The following is a 17,042-nucleotide window of genomic DNA, read 5'->3' as shown; positions in this document are numbered from 1 at the left end:
TCGTCCTTACTGACCAAGCGTGAGTGTTTTCAGCATCAGGCTTTTGGCGGAGTTCATCACTTCCACGTTGGCCTGGTAGCTGCGTGAGGCTGAAATGGTGTTCACCATCTCGTTCATCACATTGACGTTGGGCATGCGTACATAGCCCTGTTCATCCGCCATCGGATTACCTGGCTCATACACCAGGCGATCCGGGGCGCTACTCTCCACCACGTCGCTGACCTGTACGCCGCCAATCTCCTGACCGACCTGGTTGTCGACCTGAAACACCACCTGACGGGCGCGGTACGGCTGACCGTCCGGCCCCGCCACGCTGTCGGCGTTGGCCATATTGCTGGCGCTGACGTTGAGGCGGCGGGATTGAGCCGCCATCGCCGAGCCTGAAATATCAAATACGCTAAAAAGCGACATCGTTTATTACCCCTGACTGAGCACAGTCATCATTTTCTTAATATCCGCGCCCAGGAACGTCAGTCCCGACTGATATTTCACGGCGTTATCCGCAAAATTGACGCGCTCACGATCCATATCCACGGTATTGCCGTCGGCACTCGGTTGGTCCGGTATGCGATAAAGCAGTTGACTGTCGTCAAACGGCATCGCTTTACCTTCAATATGCTTATTTGACGTTAAGGCCAGTGATACGGGTGATTTCGCCATGGTGTTATTTTCCATGGCGTTTTTTAACTGCTGAGTAAAATCAATATCTCGCGCCTGGTAGCCAGGGGTGTCGGCATTCGCAATATTTGAAGCCAATATATCCTGACGGCGCGACAGCAAACCTAACGCCTGCTGTTGAAAGCGAAAGGCGTCATCAAGTTTATTCATGACAACAGGACTCCTGTCTCGCGTTATTTAAACTGCGATAGTGTAGTCAGCACGGGTGAAATATCACACTGCGAAGACCCGACAGAAATAAGCCTATTTAGGGAAATAGAAATAATGAAGAGTGCGTTAAAACGTCGATGAATTTAAATGGCGACAAAAGTGTCATTATTTAAGGCAATAAAAGACCCGACTCTGCGTATATAATTTAGCCACCTTTTATAGAGTAAATTTTTTATTAAGGCAATAAGATGAAGCTCCGATTATTCAGCACGGCGGTAGCCGTCTTGCTCTGTTCTGCCTCCGCTGCAGCCAGCGTGCCCTCTGACCAGACGGCGAAGCAGCGCCTGATGCTTAAGCTGGACGCCCTGATCAAACAGCCCGAGAGCGGCAGCGAGATTGTGCGCACCGCGACCCTGCTCGCTACCCCAGCACAACTGGCCGCCGTGTGTGAGAACCCGGATCTGAGCCTGGTGGGGCGCGATAGTCGTCTGACCGGCAAACGCACGGTGCTGGCCCAGTGCGGCGCACGTCGGCACTTTTTGCCGGTGCGCATTAGCGCCCAGGGCACCTGGTGGATTGCCAGCCAGAGCCTGCCCGGTGGCGCGATTGTGCAGCGCAGCGACATTGAGCCCGTTACCGGCATTCTGGACAACCAGCCCGGCGGCTTAATCTTTAACGCCGACGCGATTATTGGTCAGCGCCTCACGCGCGCCATCGACGCCGGTAAACCGTTGTTAGAAAACCAGCTGCGCCAGCAGTGGCGGCTGCGTGCCGGGCAGACGGTGGACCTGGTCACCACCGGTTCCGGCTTTCGTATTCGCAGCCAGGGCAAGGCGCTGAATAACGCGTCGGTGGACGACGTATTGAAGGTAAAAACCTCGGGCGGACGCACCGTGAGCGGCAAAGTCGGTGCTGACGGACAGGTGATGATCATTTCTCAACAATAAATTTTAGGTTTTCTGTGAATCACCGATGAAAGAAGTATTGAGTATATAAATTGATTTGCGAGGACAACCATGAGCATCAACAGCAGCCAGACCACCGCGCCGATTGCGAAAATCGCCCCGACTCAGGATCTGCGCGCCCGTACGCAGCCTCAGGAACGTGACGCTGCCGCAACACGTTCAGACAAGCGCGACAATACGAACGTCACCCTGAGCGAATTAACCAAAAAGATCCAGACCGACGACAGCCGCGATGTGGATTACGCGCGCGTCAATGAACTTCGCGCCGCGCTGTCGACAGGTACTCTGCGCATTGAACCTGAGAAAATTGCTCAGGCGATGGTGCAGGACATGTTTCAGTTTTAATTGTTAGCAGGCCCCTTATGGACAAGCTTTATCCGATACTCACGCAGATGAAAACGTCTCTGGATGAACTGGAGGCGATCATGATTGAAGAGGTCAATCAACTCAACCGCACGCAGATCAACCCGGTGTCGCTGCAGGTGCTGGCCGACAACAAAAACCAGTTGCTGACGACGCTCCAGTATTACGACGATATGCGCCGCCAGCAGGAGCAAAGCTGCGGCACCGAAGCCCCCTACCCAGGGCTCGGCAAGCTGTTCGCCAGCTGGCAGCAGGTGCATGAAAAGGTGCGCAGCACCAAAGCGCTGAATCAGCAGGTGGAATCCCTGCTGCAAAGCCACATGAAGAAAAATCAGCACATCCAGAAGGCGATTGACCACGTTGGTCACGCCAACGCGCTGTATGGCCCTGCGGGGGAATCCAGCCAGCTGCCCTCAGGACGCAAATACAACATCAGCATCTGACTTTTCTTGTCTGCGTTGTCCTCTTTGCTCGCTTCGGCGGGCTTTTTTTTTGGCTCCTCACCCTAACCCTCTCCCCAGAGGGGCGAGAGGACTGTTGGGTGCGGTTTGTGATGACAGCGCAGGTCTGCTTTTTCCCCTCTCCCCTCTGGGGAGAGGGCCAGGGTGAGGGGTAGGCCAGGGAAGCACAGCACCACCCGGCAATCAGGAAGGAAATTAAACAGAGGTGTAGGCTTTTGCCATCGTACGGCTTTTACGCATGCCGGAAAGTTCGGTGCTGATGGCGTTGAGACGCCCCTGAATGGCGCGCGTCAGCAGGGCATCGTGCTCCAGCAGGGTCGCCAGTTGGGCACTGACCTGCGGCTTGTTGTGCGGCGCCAGCTGGGTTAAATCAATGTCGCACAGCGTCCTCATCCCCATGGTATAGGCCACGGACTCGTCAAGAAACACATCCCATTCGCCGGCATCGGCCTGCTGGCGCAACTTTTCGTTGCTAACCAGCAGCTGTTCAATCAGCTCAATCACATCGTTATCCATGCTTCACCTGCTTCTGCTGTGGGGCGATGGCCTGCCAGGTTTCCTGCATCCCCGTCATCAGGGTAATGAGGTGCGGAAGCTTCTCGCCGGACTTGTTGAGGTTGGCCTCCAGCAGCGTGCGCGAAATATACTCGTACAGGCTCTCCAGCTCCTCGGCGATTTCCCCCCCCTTCTCGTGGTCAAGGCCCGCACGCAGGCCGTTGTCGATAATATTGATGGCGCGGGAGATCATCTCCCCACGGCGGGCGATATTGCCGGACTGAAAGTAAATCTCTGCCCGCTTCATGGCGTTAATCGCCCCGTCATACAGCAGGACGATCAGCTGGTGCGGCGTGGCGCCGCTAATCTGGCTGTCGAGTGAGACAGCGGTGTAGGCACTGTTGCCTGTTTTGGTGTACATCGTCAAATCCTGCCGGGCAGCAGCCTGCCCGGTAATAAGTAAGTATTAAATTAATGAAGCCAGAGAACTCACCAGACTGTTTTCGATATTTTTCATATCGCTCATCGCTTTATCCAGGCGCATGTACTCCTTTTCGCGGCGCAGCATGGCTTCGTCGATACGCTTTTGCACCGCCGTGATCTGTTTGCCGATGCGTTTTTCCTGTTCGCGCAGGGACTCCAGCGTGGTTTCGATCGCGCCCTCTTTCTTCTCAATAGCGTCTTTATCGCCAAGATAGGTATTAAATATCCCATCCATACGGTCTTTAATCCCCTCATTGCCCCCTTTGCCGAGGAACAGCGCCTCCACCTCTTTGGGGTTGTCCTTCAGGGCGGCATCGAGCTTTTTGCTGTCAATGGTGAGGGTGCCGAGCGTGCCGCTACGATCCTCACCAGTTTCACCGTCGAAAGTGACGGTGATCCCGAGACGGCCAAGAGAAGTGATCACATCCCCGGCATCCCTGTACTCACCGCCTACGGTAGCCTTCAGCTGGCTGGTCAGACGGCGCAGGGTGCCGTCGCTGAACAGTGCGCCGTTGTTGGCGTCAGGCAGCGGGATTTCGCCCTCCGCGAGTTTGTCGCGATCGGGTGCCGTGTATTTGGTGGCGCTGGCGACGGTACTGAGGTAGCTGTTGTAGTTCTTCACGAACGCCTCGATCAGTGATTTCACCTTTGAGGTGTCTTCGGTAATGGTGAGGGATTCGGTTTTGAAGGGGTGTGGCGCTGATGGGTCGGCATCAGGGTCTTTCTCAGACACTTCTCGCAGTTCAAGAGTTACGCCGGTAATCAAATCTTTAATGGTATTAGTGCTGCGTTCGATCCGATCGCCGTTGAGCCAGACAACGGCATCTTCGGGTTTAGTGACGTCATTAGCCCCCTCAAGCGCCGTTTTGACAGCAGGATCCCCTGCGACCTTTATCGTCATCTCACCGTCGCTACCGGTTTTTTTCGAGGTCAGGACGAGCTTGTGTTCTCCGTCTTTCACCGTCACCACTTCAGCCGCAACGTCGCCCTTCTGCGCATTGATTTTTTTGGCAATATCATCGAGGGACGTTTCGTCTGGCTCGAGTTCCACCACCAGCGGTTTGTCACTGCCTTTCATCTCGATGGTGACGGTCGCGGCCCTGTCACCGATATCCTTCTCTCGTGAATCTTGCGTCACCCCCAGCTGATGCGCTTTTGCCAGCTTCTCCACGGCCATGGAGTAGCTGTTCGGGATAGTCCCTTTCCCCGCCGTGGCCTTAAAGGTTTTGTTATCGCTGACGCTGACGCCGTTAAAGCCCTCATCTTCCAGCTTGCCGAGCGTATCCTTCATCGTGCTGAGCGCGCTGGAAATAGACCCCCACGCGGAAATTTGCCCGTTATAGGTTTTCTGTTTTTGCAGATAGGGGTTCAGCTTGACTGAACTGGCCGCACGCTCCTTTGCCAGCAGTTCCTCAAAAGGCAGACCCGAGCCCATACCTAAAAAATTGGTTGATACCATAATGATGTTTCCTGTTGTAAAGGGATGACCTGTTACTTTTCTATCGGGGAATAAAGAAGGAAGTTTAATTTTTCATATATACGCGAACAACGCACAGACGTGCGGATAACAGAGATGTACGTTTATTGGTTAATTGTTTTTAGCCATTCGGGTAATTAGCGGCATTTCTGATGCCATTTTCAGTAATGACAAAAAAATCGAAAAAAATAATTTAGTCATTTTCATTCCCCCCGATGAATTCAGTATGCGACGCAATTAACGCATATCTCTCATTTCGTTATTACTTAGAAGGATATAACAATGGCACAGGTCATTAATACCAACGCACTGAGCCTGATGGCGCAGAACAACCTGAACAAATCTCAGAGCTCTCTGGGTACCGCTATTCAGCGTCTCTCTTCCGGTATGCGTATTAACAGCGCGAAGGACGATGCCGCGGGCCTGGCGATTTCTAACCGCTTCACCTCCTCCATCCGCGGTATGACGCAGGCGGCCCGTAACGCCAACGACGGTATCTCCCTGGCACAGACCACCGAAGGTGCGCTGGAAGAAGTAACCGAAAACATGCAGCGTATCCGCGAGCTGACCGTGCAGGCCAAAAATGGGACTAACTCAAAAAGCGACCTGGAATCCATCAGGAAAGAGATCGGCACCCGTCTGGAAGAGATTGGCCGCGTAGCGAAAAGCACCAACTTCAACGGCGTGAAAGTGTTTGAAAAAAAAGATATTACTATTCAGATCGGTGATAAAGACGAAGACACCATCAATATCTCGCTCAACAAACTGGATTTGGAAACCCTGGGTCTGGATAAATTCCTGGCTGATTTCGAGGATCTCGGTATTACCGTGAGCGGAGCAGGAATTACTGGTCGTGCGGGTTCGGTATTAGCAAGTCAGTTCGAGGATGCAGGTGATAAAGGGTCTAATGGGGATAAATTCGCTGCAGCAAAACTCAACCTCGCAGATACCGATCCGGAATACGAACTCACAACTGCGGATATTAACACTCTTAAGGCTGCAGCGAATGACGTTGGCACTGCGTCGGATGTATATACCTATGATGATGGCACCAATGTGCGTTTCTTCGTAAAAGGTGATAGCGGAGTACAGGAAATAAACGTCGAGTTCGAGGTTGATACTAGTGGTGCTAATCCTGTAACGAAAATTAAGGGAACCCCTCAACCAACTGCCGCCGCTCTTGATGATTTGGATGCCGACGTGCTGGTGAATGGTAAGAACACGCTTACAAATGCAACGCTGATGGCTAAGGATCTCACGGATAAAAACGGCGACCCCCTTACCCTTGATGACTCGCAACTCAATACGCTTTCTACCAGCTTGTTTGGTGGTGACGTCGCCACCTCGGGAATGAAGATTTTCTCTGTTACTGGCGGAACTGCACACACTTATTACGCGATTGACAATAACAATGAGGTGAAGTCCTTCACCCTGGAAGATAATGGTAGCGTTACGACTGCCTCAATCAAAGTTGCGCGTGCTGCAGAAGCTGAATACATCAAGGAAGTAGCAGCAGGTGCCAGCGGTGATCCACTGAGCTCAGCCACCCTGCTGGAAGAAGGCGGTTCCTTAACAGCAGAGGATGGTACTACTGTTTCACTGAATAAAGCGAAGCTGGATGAAATTTCTATTGCGGCTTTTGGTCCGGACATGGATGTTGAAGCATCGGGTATGCAGCTGTTCTCTGCCACTACCGATAGCGGGAAAACCAAGTACTTTGCCATTGGTACGGACTCAACCGGTAAGGAAGTGGTGAAGGAGTTGACGTTCGCTGATAACACTACCGCCCCTGTAGCCACGGATGCAAGTACTGATGACGCAGCCTTCATCAAGAAAGAAGCCGCAATGACTGGTCTGCTGTCCAACCTCGACGGCGCGCTGACCGAAGTCGCTGACTTCCGTGCCGCACTGGGTGCCGTTCAGAACCGTTTCAGCTCCATCATTGCTAACCTGAACACCAACATCATCAACACCACGGAAGCGAAATCCCGCATCATGGATGCCGACTTCTCTGTTGAAGTATCCGCCATGAGCCGTGCGAATATCCTGCAACAGGCAGGTGTCTCCGTACTGGCCCAGGCCAACCAGGTTCCGCAGAACGTGCTGTCCCTGCTGCGTTAATCTGGACATAACCACCTTACATTGTCATTACGCGCGTGCCTCACGCGCGGTTTGCCCTCCCTGGTGGAGGGCTTTTTTGTATTTGTACTCTGTGCGCATTGCCCGGCGGCGCTGCGCTTGCACGGGCCTACAAGGATCAACGCGAATGTAATCCTATCAACGCGATGTTCACCTCCTGCGCCAGGGTATTTCTCAGTATTGCCTGTGACAGCGCCTGCGCATAGTGAACCGGTATAAGCGTGTCCTGCCAGCAGTCCCCGGCATGCACGACGGCGCGGCGTCACGAGCAATGCGTTGCTGGAGAAATCGTCGCGAGAGAAAGAAGAAAGTGCGGACAGAATCGTCATATGAAAGCCTTCGGAGAGATGAGAAATGAATCACAAGGAGCAAACCTGCAGGTCGCTTCGGTACCGCCTTGTATTTTCAGGTTCTCACGCCCGGCTGCGGATATTGCCGCAACGCGGGCACTTTACGTTGGGATAGAAACGAATAACAGGATAAATCACGTATTACAGAGGGTGACTTGTGGGATTGCGAGGCGGCTTCCAGATTTGTGCCGGGTGTCGGCTACGCCTTACCCGGCCGATAAAATCCCCGAAAGTGGGCCGGGTAAGCGCAGCGCCACCCGGCTAGCTGCCTGTGCGCTGAAGTAAAGTATTCGCGACCGTATAAACCTCTTCAATCAGCACGCTGTTATTCTGCGTGACCGAGGGCGCCCCGCTTTGCGCCTGCATCATCGCGTCGTCAATCAGCGCCCGGAGTTCTTTTGAAGAGCGGGCGCAACGGCTCGCCAGATTGCGTGACTCGACGGCAAAAATGCCCTCTTCGTTGTGCAGCGAGTAGCTATAGGCACGGCTCGCCAGCTGCACCAGCGCGCCGCTACTGTCGGCGATCTGCAGCGCGGCATCATGCAGGGCGTTCATCGCCTGAACCACGCCGGTGGTGCTTTCACTCAGCATGGCGAGGAGATTACCGTTCGCTTCAGGCACCCGCAGCAGGCGCTCATTTTCCTCAGCAATCGCGCTGGCTGCCCGCGCAATCATGCTTACCTGCTCGCCAATCTCCTGCATCAGCGGCGGCAACGGCGCACCCTGCTCGGTTTTCAGCTGTGACGGCAGCTCTTCGTTGAGTCGGGAAAGGTGGAGGTTCAGACTGCGCAGCAGCGTCAAGGTGGAGACCAGCAGCAAGGCCGCCAGCGGCCACGGTTTATGCAGGAGTATGCCCGGGCGTTCGCCCATCCGACGAGTGGGAACATCAATGGCCACAACCCACGGTGTCTCAGCGATGGGCGTCACCACCAGCGTATGTTCGCCGCTGGCGCTGCGAAAACGGGTATGGCGCATCCCTTCACCCGACTGGGCCAACAGCGAACGCAGCGGTACCGCCATCGGCAGGCTGGCATCGTTGAGAGATTGTACCGTCGGCGCACCGGCGGCATCACCAATGATGCGCCCGGTGTTATCCACCATCCAGGCGCGGCCGCCAAGGCGCTCGCCGATCTCTTTGACCAGTGAATTGAAGAACTGACGGCTGGAGCCCGTCTCTTCGCCGGGATCGGTATCGCCCGGCGCACTTTTATCCAGCGCAAAGCTTTTCAGGGTGACCACACTTTCGGTCACTGAGCGCTGCTGCGCTTCAACCCTGTCGAGCTGTTCACGTAACTGGGTTGCCAGAGCATCAACCTGCGTACGCAGACGCTGCCCCTCGGTACGAATAAACCAGGGCATGACCCCAGCCTGCACCAGAATCACCAGGGTAATAAAAATAACGACTAAAATAACGATAAAAACCATGACAACAGCCCTGTTCTTTTAACGGCAGCACAACGCTACCTCTACAGGGCTATTTTATTATGCAGACGTCAGTAAATATGCTCTTCAAACCGTTGATAACCGCACACTTGTGTTACTCGTCCACAAAAACAATTTTGCGCACATTAACCCAGCGTTTCACCAGCCAGCCGTCAAGACTACACAGCGTGCCGCCCCAGGTCAGGGGAAGCAGACAGAGCACGATATACAGCGTCTCGGGCAGATAAAAGAGCCAGCTCAACCAGGCAATCAAATTAAGCCCGTGCGGAATGGTATAAATACCAATAGTTGCCAACGCCACGGTGCTGATCATCATCAGTACCAGCGCGCTAACGCGGCTGAATAACCCGAGCGTCAACAGCAGCCCCATGCTGCATTCCAGAAAAGAGACGATGACCGCCATTACGTCCGGGAAAGGGATCCCCGCGTCGTGCAGGGTATCCACCATCAGCAGCTGGTTTTCCGTTACGAATAATTTATTAAACCCGGCGGTAAAGAAAAATATTCCGACGACCAGACGACAGATAAATACGGGAAACATGGCGGGCAGATCGGACGTTTGCATAAAACGCTTAACAGATACCATCGGTCATCCTTGTAAAGAAAATAAAATACTGTGTAATAAATTCAATATCCTGTCTTTACTCAGTATAAATTTGCTGACCTCATTCGCAACCGCCCCGGCCCCATTCCCAACACAATTAATAAATATATACAGATTAAAAATTATTAATTTGAAATAATAACAGCGTCTCATTATCAACGCTACGGATGCCCCACCTCCGCCATCACAACTGCAAGTGATTGGTTTTAATATAATTAAAGTAAAACACTCCTAAGCATTACTTTTTACAGGGTTAATAAGAGCCCGATTAATAACCTTAATCCTGTTAAGGCTGTTATTACGTAGTGGTTGCAAAAATATGACGTAAGACATAAAAAGCATGTCGCTCTGGCCTTCGGCTAGCAATACCGTGCATTCATTACTATTAATTACACTAGCCAGAAGCGATGTCCATTACACCAGAAGAATCAAATAACTATGCTAAACCCTATCGCGATTGGAACGTCACTAACGCTGGATGTACAGACCCGAGAACTTACCCGGACGGATACGCAAGAGACCGTTACCCTTCCCCAGAGCGCGTGCCTGTGTCTCGCCGCACTGGCCGAGGCGCAGGGTGAGGTGCTTTCCCAGGAACAACTCATGGAGATCGGCTGGCGTAGCGCCGGGGTAGAAGTCACGGACAACAGCGTACGGGTGATGATCACCAAACTGCGCCGCGCGTTTACTCAACTGAACCTGCAGGAAGCCATCACGCTCATCGCCGTGACGCGCAGCGGCTATCGCCTGCTGGTGCGGGAGGCGAGCAGCGAACTGCCACAAGCGGAACCCCTGCCCCTGGAGGATGAACCGATACAGGCCGAAACACCAGAAGCACCACCGGCTGTTACGCACCTCCCAGCCCGCGCCCGCAATGCGCTCAGGCAAAAGATCGGTGTCACCCTGGCGGGCGTACTCGTTGGGCTGGCGATTGCGCTGCTCCTGCGCGGGATCGTCGATTTTAGCCCGCAGCCGGTTCACTTTGTGCGCTGGAATGGCCCTGGCGTGCCGCCCGGCACGCAGGTGATGGTTCAGCAGGATAAACAGTCGCAACAAGCGCTGATTGAATCCACGCTGCAAACCTATACCCGTCACGTGCTGGACCGCCGTCCCAACGAAAAACCGGCCGCCGTGCTGTACGTCACCACCGGCTCTGAAAAAATGAGCCAGTTCCAGGGGCTTATTGCCTGCCAACAACCCTTTAAGGATTCAGGGAATGACTGCGAATCGTTCTATTTTCGCCTTTATTAAATCCCCGCTCACCCTGCTGTTTGTGGGCGGGATGGTCGCCGGGCTGGGCGGTATGGCGCTGTACGGGTTTAAAACCACCGCGTACGCCTCGCAGTGTATTGCCCCCACCTCCTACTACGTGATAGAGGACGACAACAACGCGACGCTGGCACGGGGTATCTACCGCTCCTATCGCGACGGTCTGTTCAGCGGGCATACCACCTATATCGGCACTATCAGCCACTTCAGGGACGGCAAGCGCGACGGACTGCCCAAAGCGGTGAACCGTGAAGTGCGTTACGACGTAGACGTGTCGGGCAAACGGATCCATCTGACCGTCACCAGCCAGCACCGCAAGCTCGGTGGCCAGACCGCGGATAAAGACGTGACCGACTATATCTTCCCGCAGATTAAACCAGGTGAAGTGGCCACCAGCACCGTGTATCTGCTGGACGATAAAGTGCTGGCCTCCGGCACGGAAACCGTCGCCCGTATCGCCTGCATGAACTGACGGTTACACCAGCGCCTGAATCAGGCCGGCAAGGGTATCAAACCCGGCGGCCATCAGGCGCTCAAAGAACGGGGCCAGCGTTTCGGCAATCAGGAACAGCGCCAGCATGCCGAAGGTGAGCGTCAGCGGGAAACCAATCACGAAGATGGAGAGCTGTGGCGTCAGGCGGTTTAACAGCCCGAGGATAAAGTTGATGCACAACAGAAGGGCGATAATCGGCAGTCCCAGCATCAACCCCTGGCTGAAGATGAGCCCCGCGTGGGTGACCAGGTACATAAACCCGCCCGCATGCAGCAGTGTGGCGTCAACCGGCAGCGTCTGGAAGGTCTCCGCCAGCAGCGCCAGCAGCCAGAGATGGCCGTTAAAGGCGAGGAACAGCAGCGTCACCAGCAGGTTGAGAAAGCGCGAGATCACCGGGCTGTTGCCGGCCCCGGGGTCAAAGAAGGTGGCAAACGACAGCCCCATTTGCATCCCGATGATCTCACCGGCCATGCGCACAGCGGCAAACAGCAGTTGCAGCGTCAGCCCCATCGCCGCGCCGATAATCACCTGTTTGGCCAGCACCCAGACCCCTTCCCAGGAGTAAAGCCCCACCTGCGCATCGGGCAGCATGCCGCCGATCAGGATCGCCGTCAGCAGCGCCAGGCACGCACGCAGCCGGGCGTTGATCGCCTTCTCGCCAAAGACAGGGGCAACGTGCAGCAGCGCGGCAATGCGCACCATAATGAAAAAGTAGTGGCTGACCAGCCCGTAGAGCTGGTCGAGAGGAAGTCCGAAGGCCATCAGCCGATCACGTAGGGAATGCTGGCGAACACCGCGCGGGTGTATTCGATAAAGATTTTCATCATCCACGGGCCAAGCGCCACCGCGACGCCGACAATCATCAGGATTTTTGGGATGAAGGTCATGGTCATTTCGTTGACCTGGGTGGCGGCCTGCAAAATGCTGATGATAAGACCGGTGACCAGCGCGGCCACCAGCAGCGGGCCTGATACCATCAGTCCCACCTTGATCGCCTGCATGCCAATCACCATTACGCTTTCCGGGGTCATGGGTCTCTCCTAACTGTAAAAGCTCTGGGCCAGCGAACCCACCAGCAGCTGCCAGCCGTCGACCAGCACAAACAGCATCAGCTTGAACGGCAGCGCAATGGTGGTCGGCGGGACCATCATCATCCCCAGCGCCATCAGGATACTGGCGACCACCAGGTCGATAATCAGGAACGGAATAAAGATGGTGAAGCCAATCTGGAAGGCGGTTTTCAGCTCGCTGGTGATAAACGCCGGCACCAGAATGCTGAGCGGCACTTCTTCCGGCGAGGCGATATCCGGCGTCTTCGCGATACGGGCGAACATCGCCAGATCGCTTTCGCGTGTCTGGTCGAGCATGAACGCACGCAGCGGTTTCACCCCTTCGGTGAGCGCCACCTCCATGGTGATTTTATTTTCCTGCAGCGGCTGCCAGGCTTTTTCGTAGATCTGGCTGAACACCGGCGACATCACAAAGAAGGTCAAAAACAGCGACAGCCCCACCAGCACCTGGTTGGGTGGCGCGGTGGGTGTGCCGAGCGCGTTACGCATTAACCCCAGCACAATGATGATGCGGGTAAACCCGGTCATCATCAGCAGTACGGCAGGGATAAAGGTAAAGCCGCTCAGCAGCAGCAGGGTTTGTACCGGCAGCGTCCAGCCCCCTTCCCCGGCAGGCTGGCCGAGGGTGATGTCAGCGTTGGCCGCCAGCGCACCGGCGGCAGGCAGCATCAGGGCGATCGCCAGCAGCAGACGAAGGCTCACTGCTCACCTCCCGGACGGTATTTCTGGCGCAGCTTTTCCAGCATCAGCGGAAAGGTCGCCGCCGGCGCGGTGGTCTGCGGGGCGTTTTCCGGGCGCGGCTGGGTGGCGAGGCAGGTAATCTGCGAGGCGGTAACGCCCAGCACCAGACGCTGTTCGCCCACGTCAACCAGCACCAGGCGCTCGCGCGGCCCCAGCGACTGGGTCGCCACCAGGGTCATGTTGCCCTGGGCGTCGTTCAGCTGACGCGCCAGCCCGCTGCGGCGGGCGGCCCAGGCCATCACCACCATCAGCAGGATAATCAACGCCAGCGCGCCGCTGACCGTCATCAGCACCGAGCCGGTGGCAGGAAGGGAGTCAGTGGCGTTCATCAGCGGCTCAGACGGTGCATACGCTCAGACGGGGTGATGATATCCGTAATACGGATGCCGAACTTATCGGAGACCACCACCACTTCACCCTGCGCAATCAGGTAACCATTGATCAGAATATCCAGCGGTTCCCCCGCCAGCCCGTCCAGCGATACCACCGAGCCCTGGCTTAAACGCAGCAGCTCCTTGATGGTCATTTTGGTGCGTCCCAGCTCCACGGTCATTTTTACCGGAATATCCAGGATCAGGTTCATCTCGTCAGAAAATTGCGGTGCAGCCATGGTGTCGGTAATTCCCGCCGCGTGCTGTTCGGTCATGGCCTCACCCCAAAGATTATCGATGGACTGATCGTCAGAACCCGATGAGGTGTTCATATCGCTCATGGGGAAATTACTCCTTGTTTAATGAAAGTAATGAAGGCTGAATCATCTGCTCGACCTTCAGGGCATATTGATTGTTAACAGCGCCGTAGCGGGCCGTGAAGACCGGTACGCCACCGACGCTGGCCTCGATAAACTCCTGCTTATCAAGCGCGATGATGTCGCCTTTTTTCATCTGCATGACGCTGGAAAGCCGGGTGCCGATATCGGCGAACCGTGCCGTGAGCTCCAGCTCGGTTTCCCGCATCTGGCTGGCCAGCAGGCCGCGCCAGTGGGAGTCCTCATGGCGTGAGTTGTCCATCGGCGGGTTACTCAGCAACTCGCGCAGCGGCTCGATGGTGCTGAAGGGAATACAGATATTAAACTCCCCGCGATGCGAGCCGATCTCCACCGAAAACGGCGTGGTGACCACCACGTCATTCGGCGATGAGGTGATATTGGTGAACTTCACCTGGATTTCAGAGCGGATGTACTCCGTTTTGATTTTATAGATCGAACTCCAGGCAAATTCGTACGCCTCGCGCGCCATCGACAGCATGCGGTGGATCACGCGCTGTTCAGTGGGCGTAAACTCACGGCCGTCGGCCTTGGTCGGGAAACGACCGTCGCCGCCAAACAGGTTATCCACGGCCATAAACACCAGCCCCGGCGAGAACGCCATCAGCGAGGTGCCGCGCAGCGGGTTAAGGTGCAGCAGGTTCAGGTTTGTCGGCACCGGCAGGTTGCGGGCAAACTCATGATACGGCTGGATCTTAATGTTCCCTGCCGTAATATCCGGGCTACGGCGCAGCAGGTTAAACAGCCCCATACGGAACTGACGGGCAAAGCGTTCGTTAATAATTTCCAGCGAGTGCAGACGCTCGCGAATAACCCGGCGCTGGGTGTGCGGATCGTAAGGTTTGACCCCCGCGTCTGCGCCGTTTTTATGATGTTCGCTGTTGCTCTCCGCATCGGCGTTTAGCAACCGGTCGATCTCATCCTGAGATAAAAAGCTGTCAGCCATAATAATTACCGCAGAATAAATTCGTTAATAAGCACGTCAGTGACGCGAATGGACTGGTTAAATGCCAGCGGTTTATCGAGCTCACTCTGAATATTGGTAATCAGGCGACGCTTTCCTTCATCCGTCGATAAATCTTCATAGGTCTGGTGAGTAAGCAACATAAATAAGCGGCTGCGATATTCCGGCAAATATTTTTCCAGCACCGCCAGTGATTTCTGTTCTGCCACGCGAATGGACAAGCCCAGATACAATACCCGATCCGATTCGTTCGCCGTGGGTTTCAGGCTCACGGTAAAGGTATTCATCGAGGCGTACAGCGGCTCAACCTGGACCGGCGCCGGTGTTGCCTGCACTTCCCCTTGTGCAACCTCTGCTGCCGGTTTCGCAAATTTCATTTCCCAGAACAGGTAGCCGGAAAAACCGCACGCCGCAACGGCAGTCAAAAACATGAACGTCATCAGAAGCGAGCGAGACCCTCCGCCGCTGGCGACCTTTTTATTTTTATTACTCATTGAACGTACACCTGATAAATAAGAGAGGGCAGCGTACTACCCTCGGGTCAATATGGCGGACATTGTAGTCCATATCATCATCCTGATAATCAGGTGATAAAATTTCATTCCTGAAGCTAATTCGCCACTTCAGGCAAAGGTATTTATTCCGTATATATTTCCGGGGGTGGTGGTTAATAAGGTCGGCACGATCTCCTCTTCCATCAACGGCTCTTCCCCTTCCTGCGCGCCGTGCTCGTCACCCGATGCGTTCTGGCCCTGCTCACCGGCGGCAAACTGCTGCCCTTCCGCGCTCACGTTTGCCTGGCCGAGCTGAATACCCGATTCCGCCATCGCGGCACGCAGCTGCGGCATGGCCTGCTCCATGACGTGACGAATATGCGCATGTTCGCTGACGATATGGATCTGCGCCTGATCCTGCTGCATACGCAGGGAGATCTGCAGCGACCCCAGCTCTTCCGGGTGCAGGCGGATCTCCGCGCTGTGCAGCCCGTTACGGCTAAAGATAGCGATATGCTGGCTGACTGACTGCTTCCACTCCGGCGTTTCCGGCGGATGGTTGACGGTGACAACCTGCTGCGGTGCATGCGCCACACTGGTGCGTACGGCGGCCGGCAGCGCCACGGCGCTCACCGATGAGCTCGCAGGCACGTCTGCCGTGATTATCGCCTCACTGCTCACCGCTGCGGGCTGCGCCGTCAGCGGTGCGGCATTTGCCGCTGGCGTGTTCCCGGCGGCGGCCATCAGGGGAGACACCGTTTTGCCTTCTCGCGCCGGGGTTTGGCCGCTCACTACGCCCTCTGCAAATTCAACCGGCTCTGCTCCGGTGACGCTGCGGGTCACCAGCTGTTGCAGCTGCCACTGCGGGCTCTCTTCACCCTCACCGTCGGTGAGTGAAACCCCTTTCAGGGCCTCTGCCAGCCCCGGCGGCGCGGCGAGCAGCATACCGTCGGCATCCGTTACCGGTGCGTCGTCGGTAAGCTGTTGCGGCAGTAAATCCGCGGACAACCCCGCCAGCGCGGCTTCCGGCATGGCTGCCAGCGCCTGGGGGTCAAGCCCCGGGAAAAGCTGCGCCAGTTCCGCCAGCTTGTCATCCAGCGCCAGGCTGAAGCCTTCGTCTGCGAGCAATCCGGCCTTCGGTTTGCCCTGTGCTGCGCCACCCAGTAACAGGGCGGCAATATCAATGTTCATAGCCTTTCTCTCTTTTGTCCGGCACGCTGAGCAAATTCATCCATCAGCTTTTGTTCATGTCGGCTCTGAACCAGGGCCTGCGCCGTCGCCCGGCGCTCAATCAGGGTTTCAAACGCGTTCAGGCGCTGCTTGTTTTGCACCCAATTCTGCTTCACCTCGTCTACCGCCTTTTCGCAGGCGTTAACGTGGCCTTCCTGCTGCTTCACCACCTGTTTCAGCGACAAAATAAACGACTGGTGATTCACCAGATCCGCCACCGACATACCGCCGCCCATCATTCCCTGACGCAGGGACTGCTGGTACTCCTGCTCATAGTGCTGCAGCTGTTCGTGCTGGGTCATCGCCTGCTGGAGCTGCTGCTGCGCCCCACCCAGCGCGCGGGTGGTCTCGGTCAGCGTCTCCTGCGCCATATCGCGCAGCAGCGTCATGGGGTTTTTCACGTTCAT

The 17,042-nt window shown here is 55.6% G+C and carries 22 protein-coding genes; 6 read left to right on the top strand and 16 right to left on the bottom strand.

The annotated features are described in order from the left end of the window. Window positions 1–6 precede the first annotated feature (6 nt). Both flgC and flgB read right to left on the bottom strand, forming a co-directional pair. The gene (flgC, locus tag EKN38_RS11990) at window positions 7–411 is read right to left on the bottom strand and encodes a flagellar basal body rod protein FlgC (protein WP_014832522.1); all 405 of its coding nucleotides are present in this window, start codon (window positions 409–411) and stop codon (window positions 7–9) included. A gap of 6 nt (window positions 412–417) precedes the next feature. Continuing rightward, window positions 418–828: a flagellar basal body rod protein FlgB gene (flgB, locus tag EKN38_RS11985; RefSeq protein WP_014832523.1), complete on the bottom strand. Its 411-nt coding sequence runs from the start codon at window positions 826–828 to the stop codon at window positions 418–420. Window positions 829–1,076: 248 nt separating this feature from the next. Here flgB and flgA point away from each other — a divergent pair, with 248 nt between their 5' ends. The 3 genes from flgA (at window position 1,077) to EKN38_RS11970 (ending at window position 2,599) form a co-directional block, all read left to right on the top strand. Further along, window positions 1,077–1,775 carry a flagellar basal body P-ring formation chaperone FlgA gene (flgA, locus tag EKN38_RS11980; protein ID WP_014832524.1) on the top strand — a complete coding sequence of 233 codons (699 nt, stop codon included), beginning with the start codon at window positions 1,077–1,079 and terminating at the stop codon, window positions 1,773–1,775. Between the two features lie 69 nt (window positions 1,776–1,844). Next, window positions 1,845–2,138 carry a flagellar biosynthesis anti-sigma factor FlgM gene (gene flgM / locus EKN38_RS11975; RefSeq protein WP_014832525.1) on the top strand — a complete coding sequence of 98 codons (294 nt, stop codon included), beginning with the start codon at window positions 1,845–1,847 and terminating at the stop codon, window positions 2,136–2,138. 17 nt (window positions 2,139–2,155) lie between these two features. Then, window positions 2,156–2,599, top strand: coding sequence for a flagella synthesis protein FlgN (locus EKN38_RS11970; protein WP_014832526.1), 444 nt, complete (start codon window positions 2,156–2,158; stop codon window positions 2,597–2,599). A 213-nt stretch (window positions 2,600–2,812) separates the two neighbouring features. On the opposite strand, the gene fliT is transcribed toward EKN38_RS11970, so the two are convergent. From fliT to fliD, 3 genes are read right to left on the bottom strand one after another with little or no spacing between them, the layout of a single operon-like run. Beyond that, window positions 2,813–3,133, bottom strand: coding sequence for a flagellar protein FliT (gene fliT, locus EKN38_RS11965; protein ID WP_014832527.1), 321 nt, complete (start codon window positions 3,131–3,133; stop codon window positions 2,813–2,815). Continuing rightward, on the bottom strand, window positions 3,126–3,533 hold the full coding sequence (gene fliS / locus EKN38_RS11960; protein ID WP_014832528.1) for a flagellar export chaperone FliS: 408 nt from the start codon (window positions 3,531–3,533) through the stop codon (window positions 3,126–3,128). The genes fliT and fliS overlap by 8 nt, the downstream gene beginning before the upstream one ends. A gap of 45 nt (window positions 3,534–3,578) precedes the next feature. Further along, window positions 3,579–5,054 carry a flagellar filament capping protein FliD gene (gene fliD, locus EKN38_RS11955; RefSeq protein ID WP_014832529.1) on the bottom strand — a complete coding sequence of 492 codons (1,476 nt, stop codon included), beginning with the start codon at window positions 5,052–5,054 and terminating at the stop codon, window positions 3,579–3,581. 300 nt (window positions 5,055–5,354) lie between these two features. Here fliD and EKN38_RS11950 point away from each other — a divergent pair, with 300 nt between their 5' ends. Beyond that, entirely contained in the window at window positions 5,355–7,193 is a 1,839-nt protein-coding gene (locus EKN38_RS11950; protein ID WP_014832530.1) for a flagellin, read from the top strand. A 629-nt stretch (window positions 7,194–7,822) separates the two neighbouring features. Here EKN38_RS11950 and EKN38_RS11945 read toward each other — a convergent pair. Further along, entirely contained in the window at window positions 7,823–8,986 is a 1,164-nt protein-coding gene (locus EKN38_RS11945; protein WP_014832531.1) for a methyl-accepting chemotaxis protein, read from the bottom strand. A 112-nt stretch (window positions 8,987–9,098) separates the two neighbouring features. Further along, on the bottom strand, window positions 9,099–9,590 hold the full coding sequence (locus tag EKN38_RS11940; protein WP_014832532.1) for a DoxX family protein: 492 nt from the start codon (window positions 9,588–9,590) through the stop codon (window positions 9,099–9,101). A gap of 456 nt (window positions 9,591–10,046) precedes the next feature. Here EKN38_RS11940 and EKN38_RS11935 point away from each other — a divergent pair, with 456 nt between their 5' ends. Together EKN38_RS11935 and EKN38_RS11930 are read left to right on the top strand one after the other, a co-directional pair. Further along, window positions 10,047–10,859 (top strand): transcriptional regulator, encoded by an 813-nt coding sequence (locus tag EKN38_RS11935; RefSeq protein ID WP_043951665.1) that lies wholly within the window; start codon window positions 10,047–10,049, stop codon window positions 10,857–10,859. After that, window positions 10,825–11,349, top strand: coding sequence for a hypothetical protein (locus tag EKN38_RS11930; protein WP_014832534.1), 525 nt, complete (start codon window positions 10,825–10,827; stop codon window positions 11,347–11,349). The genes EKN38_RS11935 and EKN38_RS11930 overlap by 35 nt, the downstream gene beginning before the upstream one ends. 3 nt (window positions 11,350–11,352) lie before the next feature. Here EKN38_RS11930 and fliR read toward each other — a convergent pair whose 3' ends face one another. The 9 genes from fliR to fliJ all read right to left on the bottom strand — a co-directional run bounded on the left by fliR (window position 11,353) and on the right by fliJ (window position 17,042). Next, the gene (fliR, locus tag EKN38_RS11925; RefSeq protein ID WP_014832535.1) at window positions 11,353–12,132 is read right to left on the bottom strand and encodes a flagellar biosynthetic protein FliR; all 780 of its coding nucleotides are present in this window, start codon (window positions 12,130–12,132) and stop codon (window positions 11,353–11,355) included. Beyond that, a complete protein-coding gene (gene fliQ / locus EKN38_RS11920; RefSeq protein ID WP_014832536.1) occupies window positions 12,132–12,401 on the bottom strand; it encodes a flagellar biosynthesis protein FliQ in 270 nt (89 codons plus the stop codon). The genes fliR and fliQ overlap by 1 nt, the downstream gene beginning before the upstream one ends. Before the next feature lie 9 nt (window positions 12,402–12,410). Then, window positions 12,411–13,109, bottom strand: coding sequence for a flagellar type III secretion system pore protein FliP (fliP, locus tag EKN38_RS11915; RefSeq protein WP_043951784.1), 699 nt, complete (start codon window positions 13,107–13,109; stop codon window positions 12,411–12,413). Window positions 13,110–13,138: 29 nt separating this feature from the next. After that, window positions 13,139–13,510, bottom strand: a complete 372-nt coding sequence (fliO, locus tag EKN38_RS11910) for a flagellar biosynthetic protein FliO (RefSeq protein ID WP_014832538.1) — start codon at window positions 13,508–13,510, stop codon at window positions 13,139–13,141. After that, window positions 13,510–13,893 (bottom strand): flagellar motor switch protein FliN, encoded by a 384-nt coding sequence (gene fliN, locus EKN38_RS11905; protein WP_014832539.1) that lies wholly within the window; start codon window positions 13,891–13,893, stop codon window positions 13,510–13,512. The genes fliO and fliN overlap by 1 nt, the downstream gene beginning before the upstream one ends. Before the next feature lie 7 nt (window positions 13,894–13,900). Next, window positions 13,901–14,893: a flagellar motor switch protein FliM gene (fliM, locus tag EKN38_RS11900; protein ID WP_014832540.1), complete on the bottom strand. Its 993-nt coding sequence runs from the start codon at window positions 14,891–14,893 to the stop codon at window positions 13,901–13,903. 5 nt (window positions 14,894–14,898) lie between these two features. Then, window positions 14,899–15,405, bottom strand: a complete 507-nt coding sequence (locus EKN38_RS11895; RefSeq protein WP_014832541.1) for a flagellar basal body-associated FliL family protein — start codon at window positions 15,403–15,405, stop codon at window positions 14,899–14,901. Window positions 15,406–15,534: 129 nt separating this feature from the next. Then, window positions 15,535–16,596 carry a flagellar hook-length control protein FliK gene (locus EKN38_RS11890; protein WP_014832542.1) on the bottom strand — a complete coding sequence of 354 codons (1,062 nt, stop codon included), beginning with the start codon at window positions 16,594–16,596 and terminating at the stop codon, window positions 15,535–15,537. Next, on the bottom strand, window positions 16,593–17,042 hold the full coding sequence (fliJ, locus tag EKN38_RS11885) for a flagellar export protein FliJ (RefSeq protein WP_014832543.1): 450 nt from the start codon (window positions 17,040–17,042) through the stop codon (window positions 16,593–16,595). Before fliJ ends, EKN38_RS11890 begins: the two co-directional genes overlap by 4 nt.

The organism is Enterobacter sp. WCHEn045836 (assembly GCF_003965585.1).
Taxonomy (GTDB): domain Bacteria; phylum Pseudomonadota; class Gammaproteobacteria; order Enterobacterales; family Enterobacteriaceae; genus Enterobacter; species Enterobacter dissolvens.
This window is presented reverse-complemented; position numbering and strand designations above follow the sequence as displayed.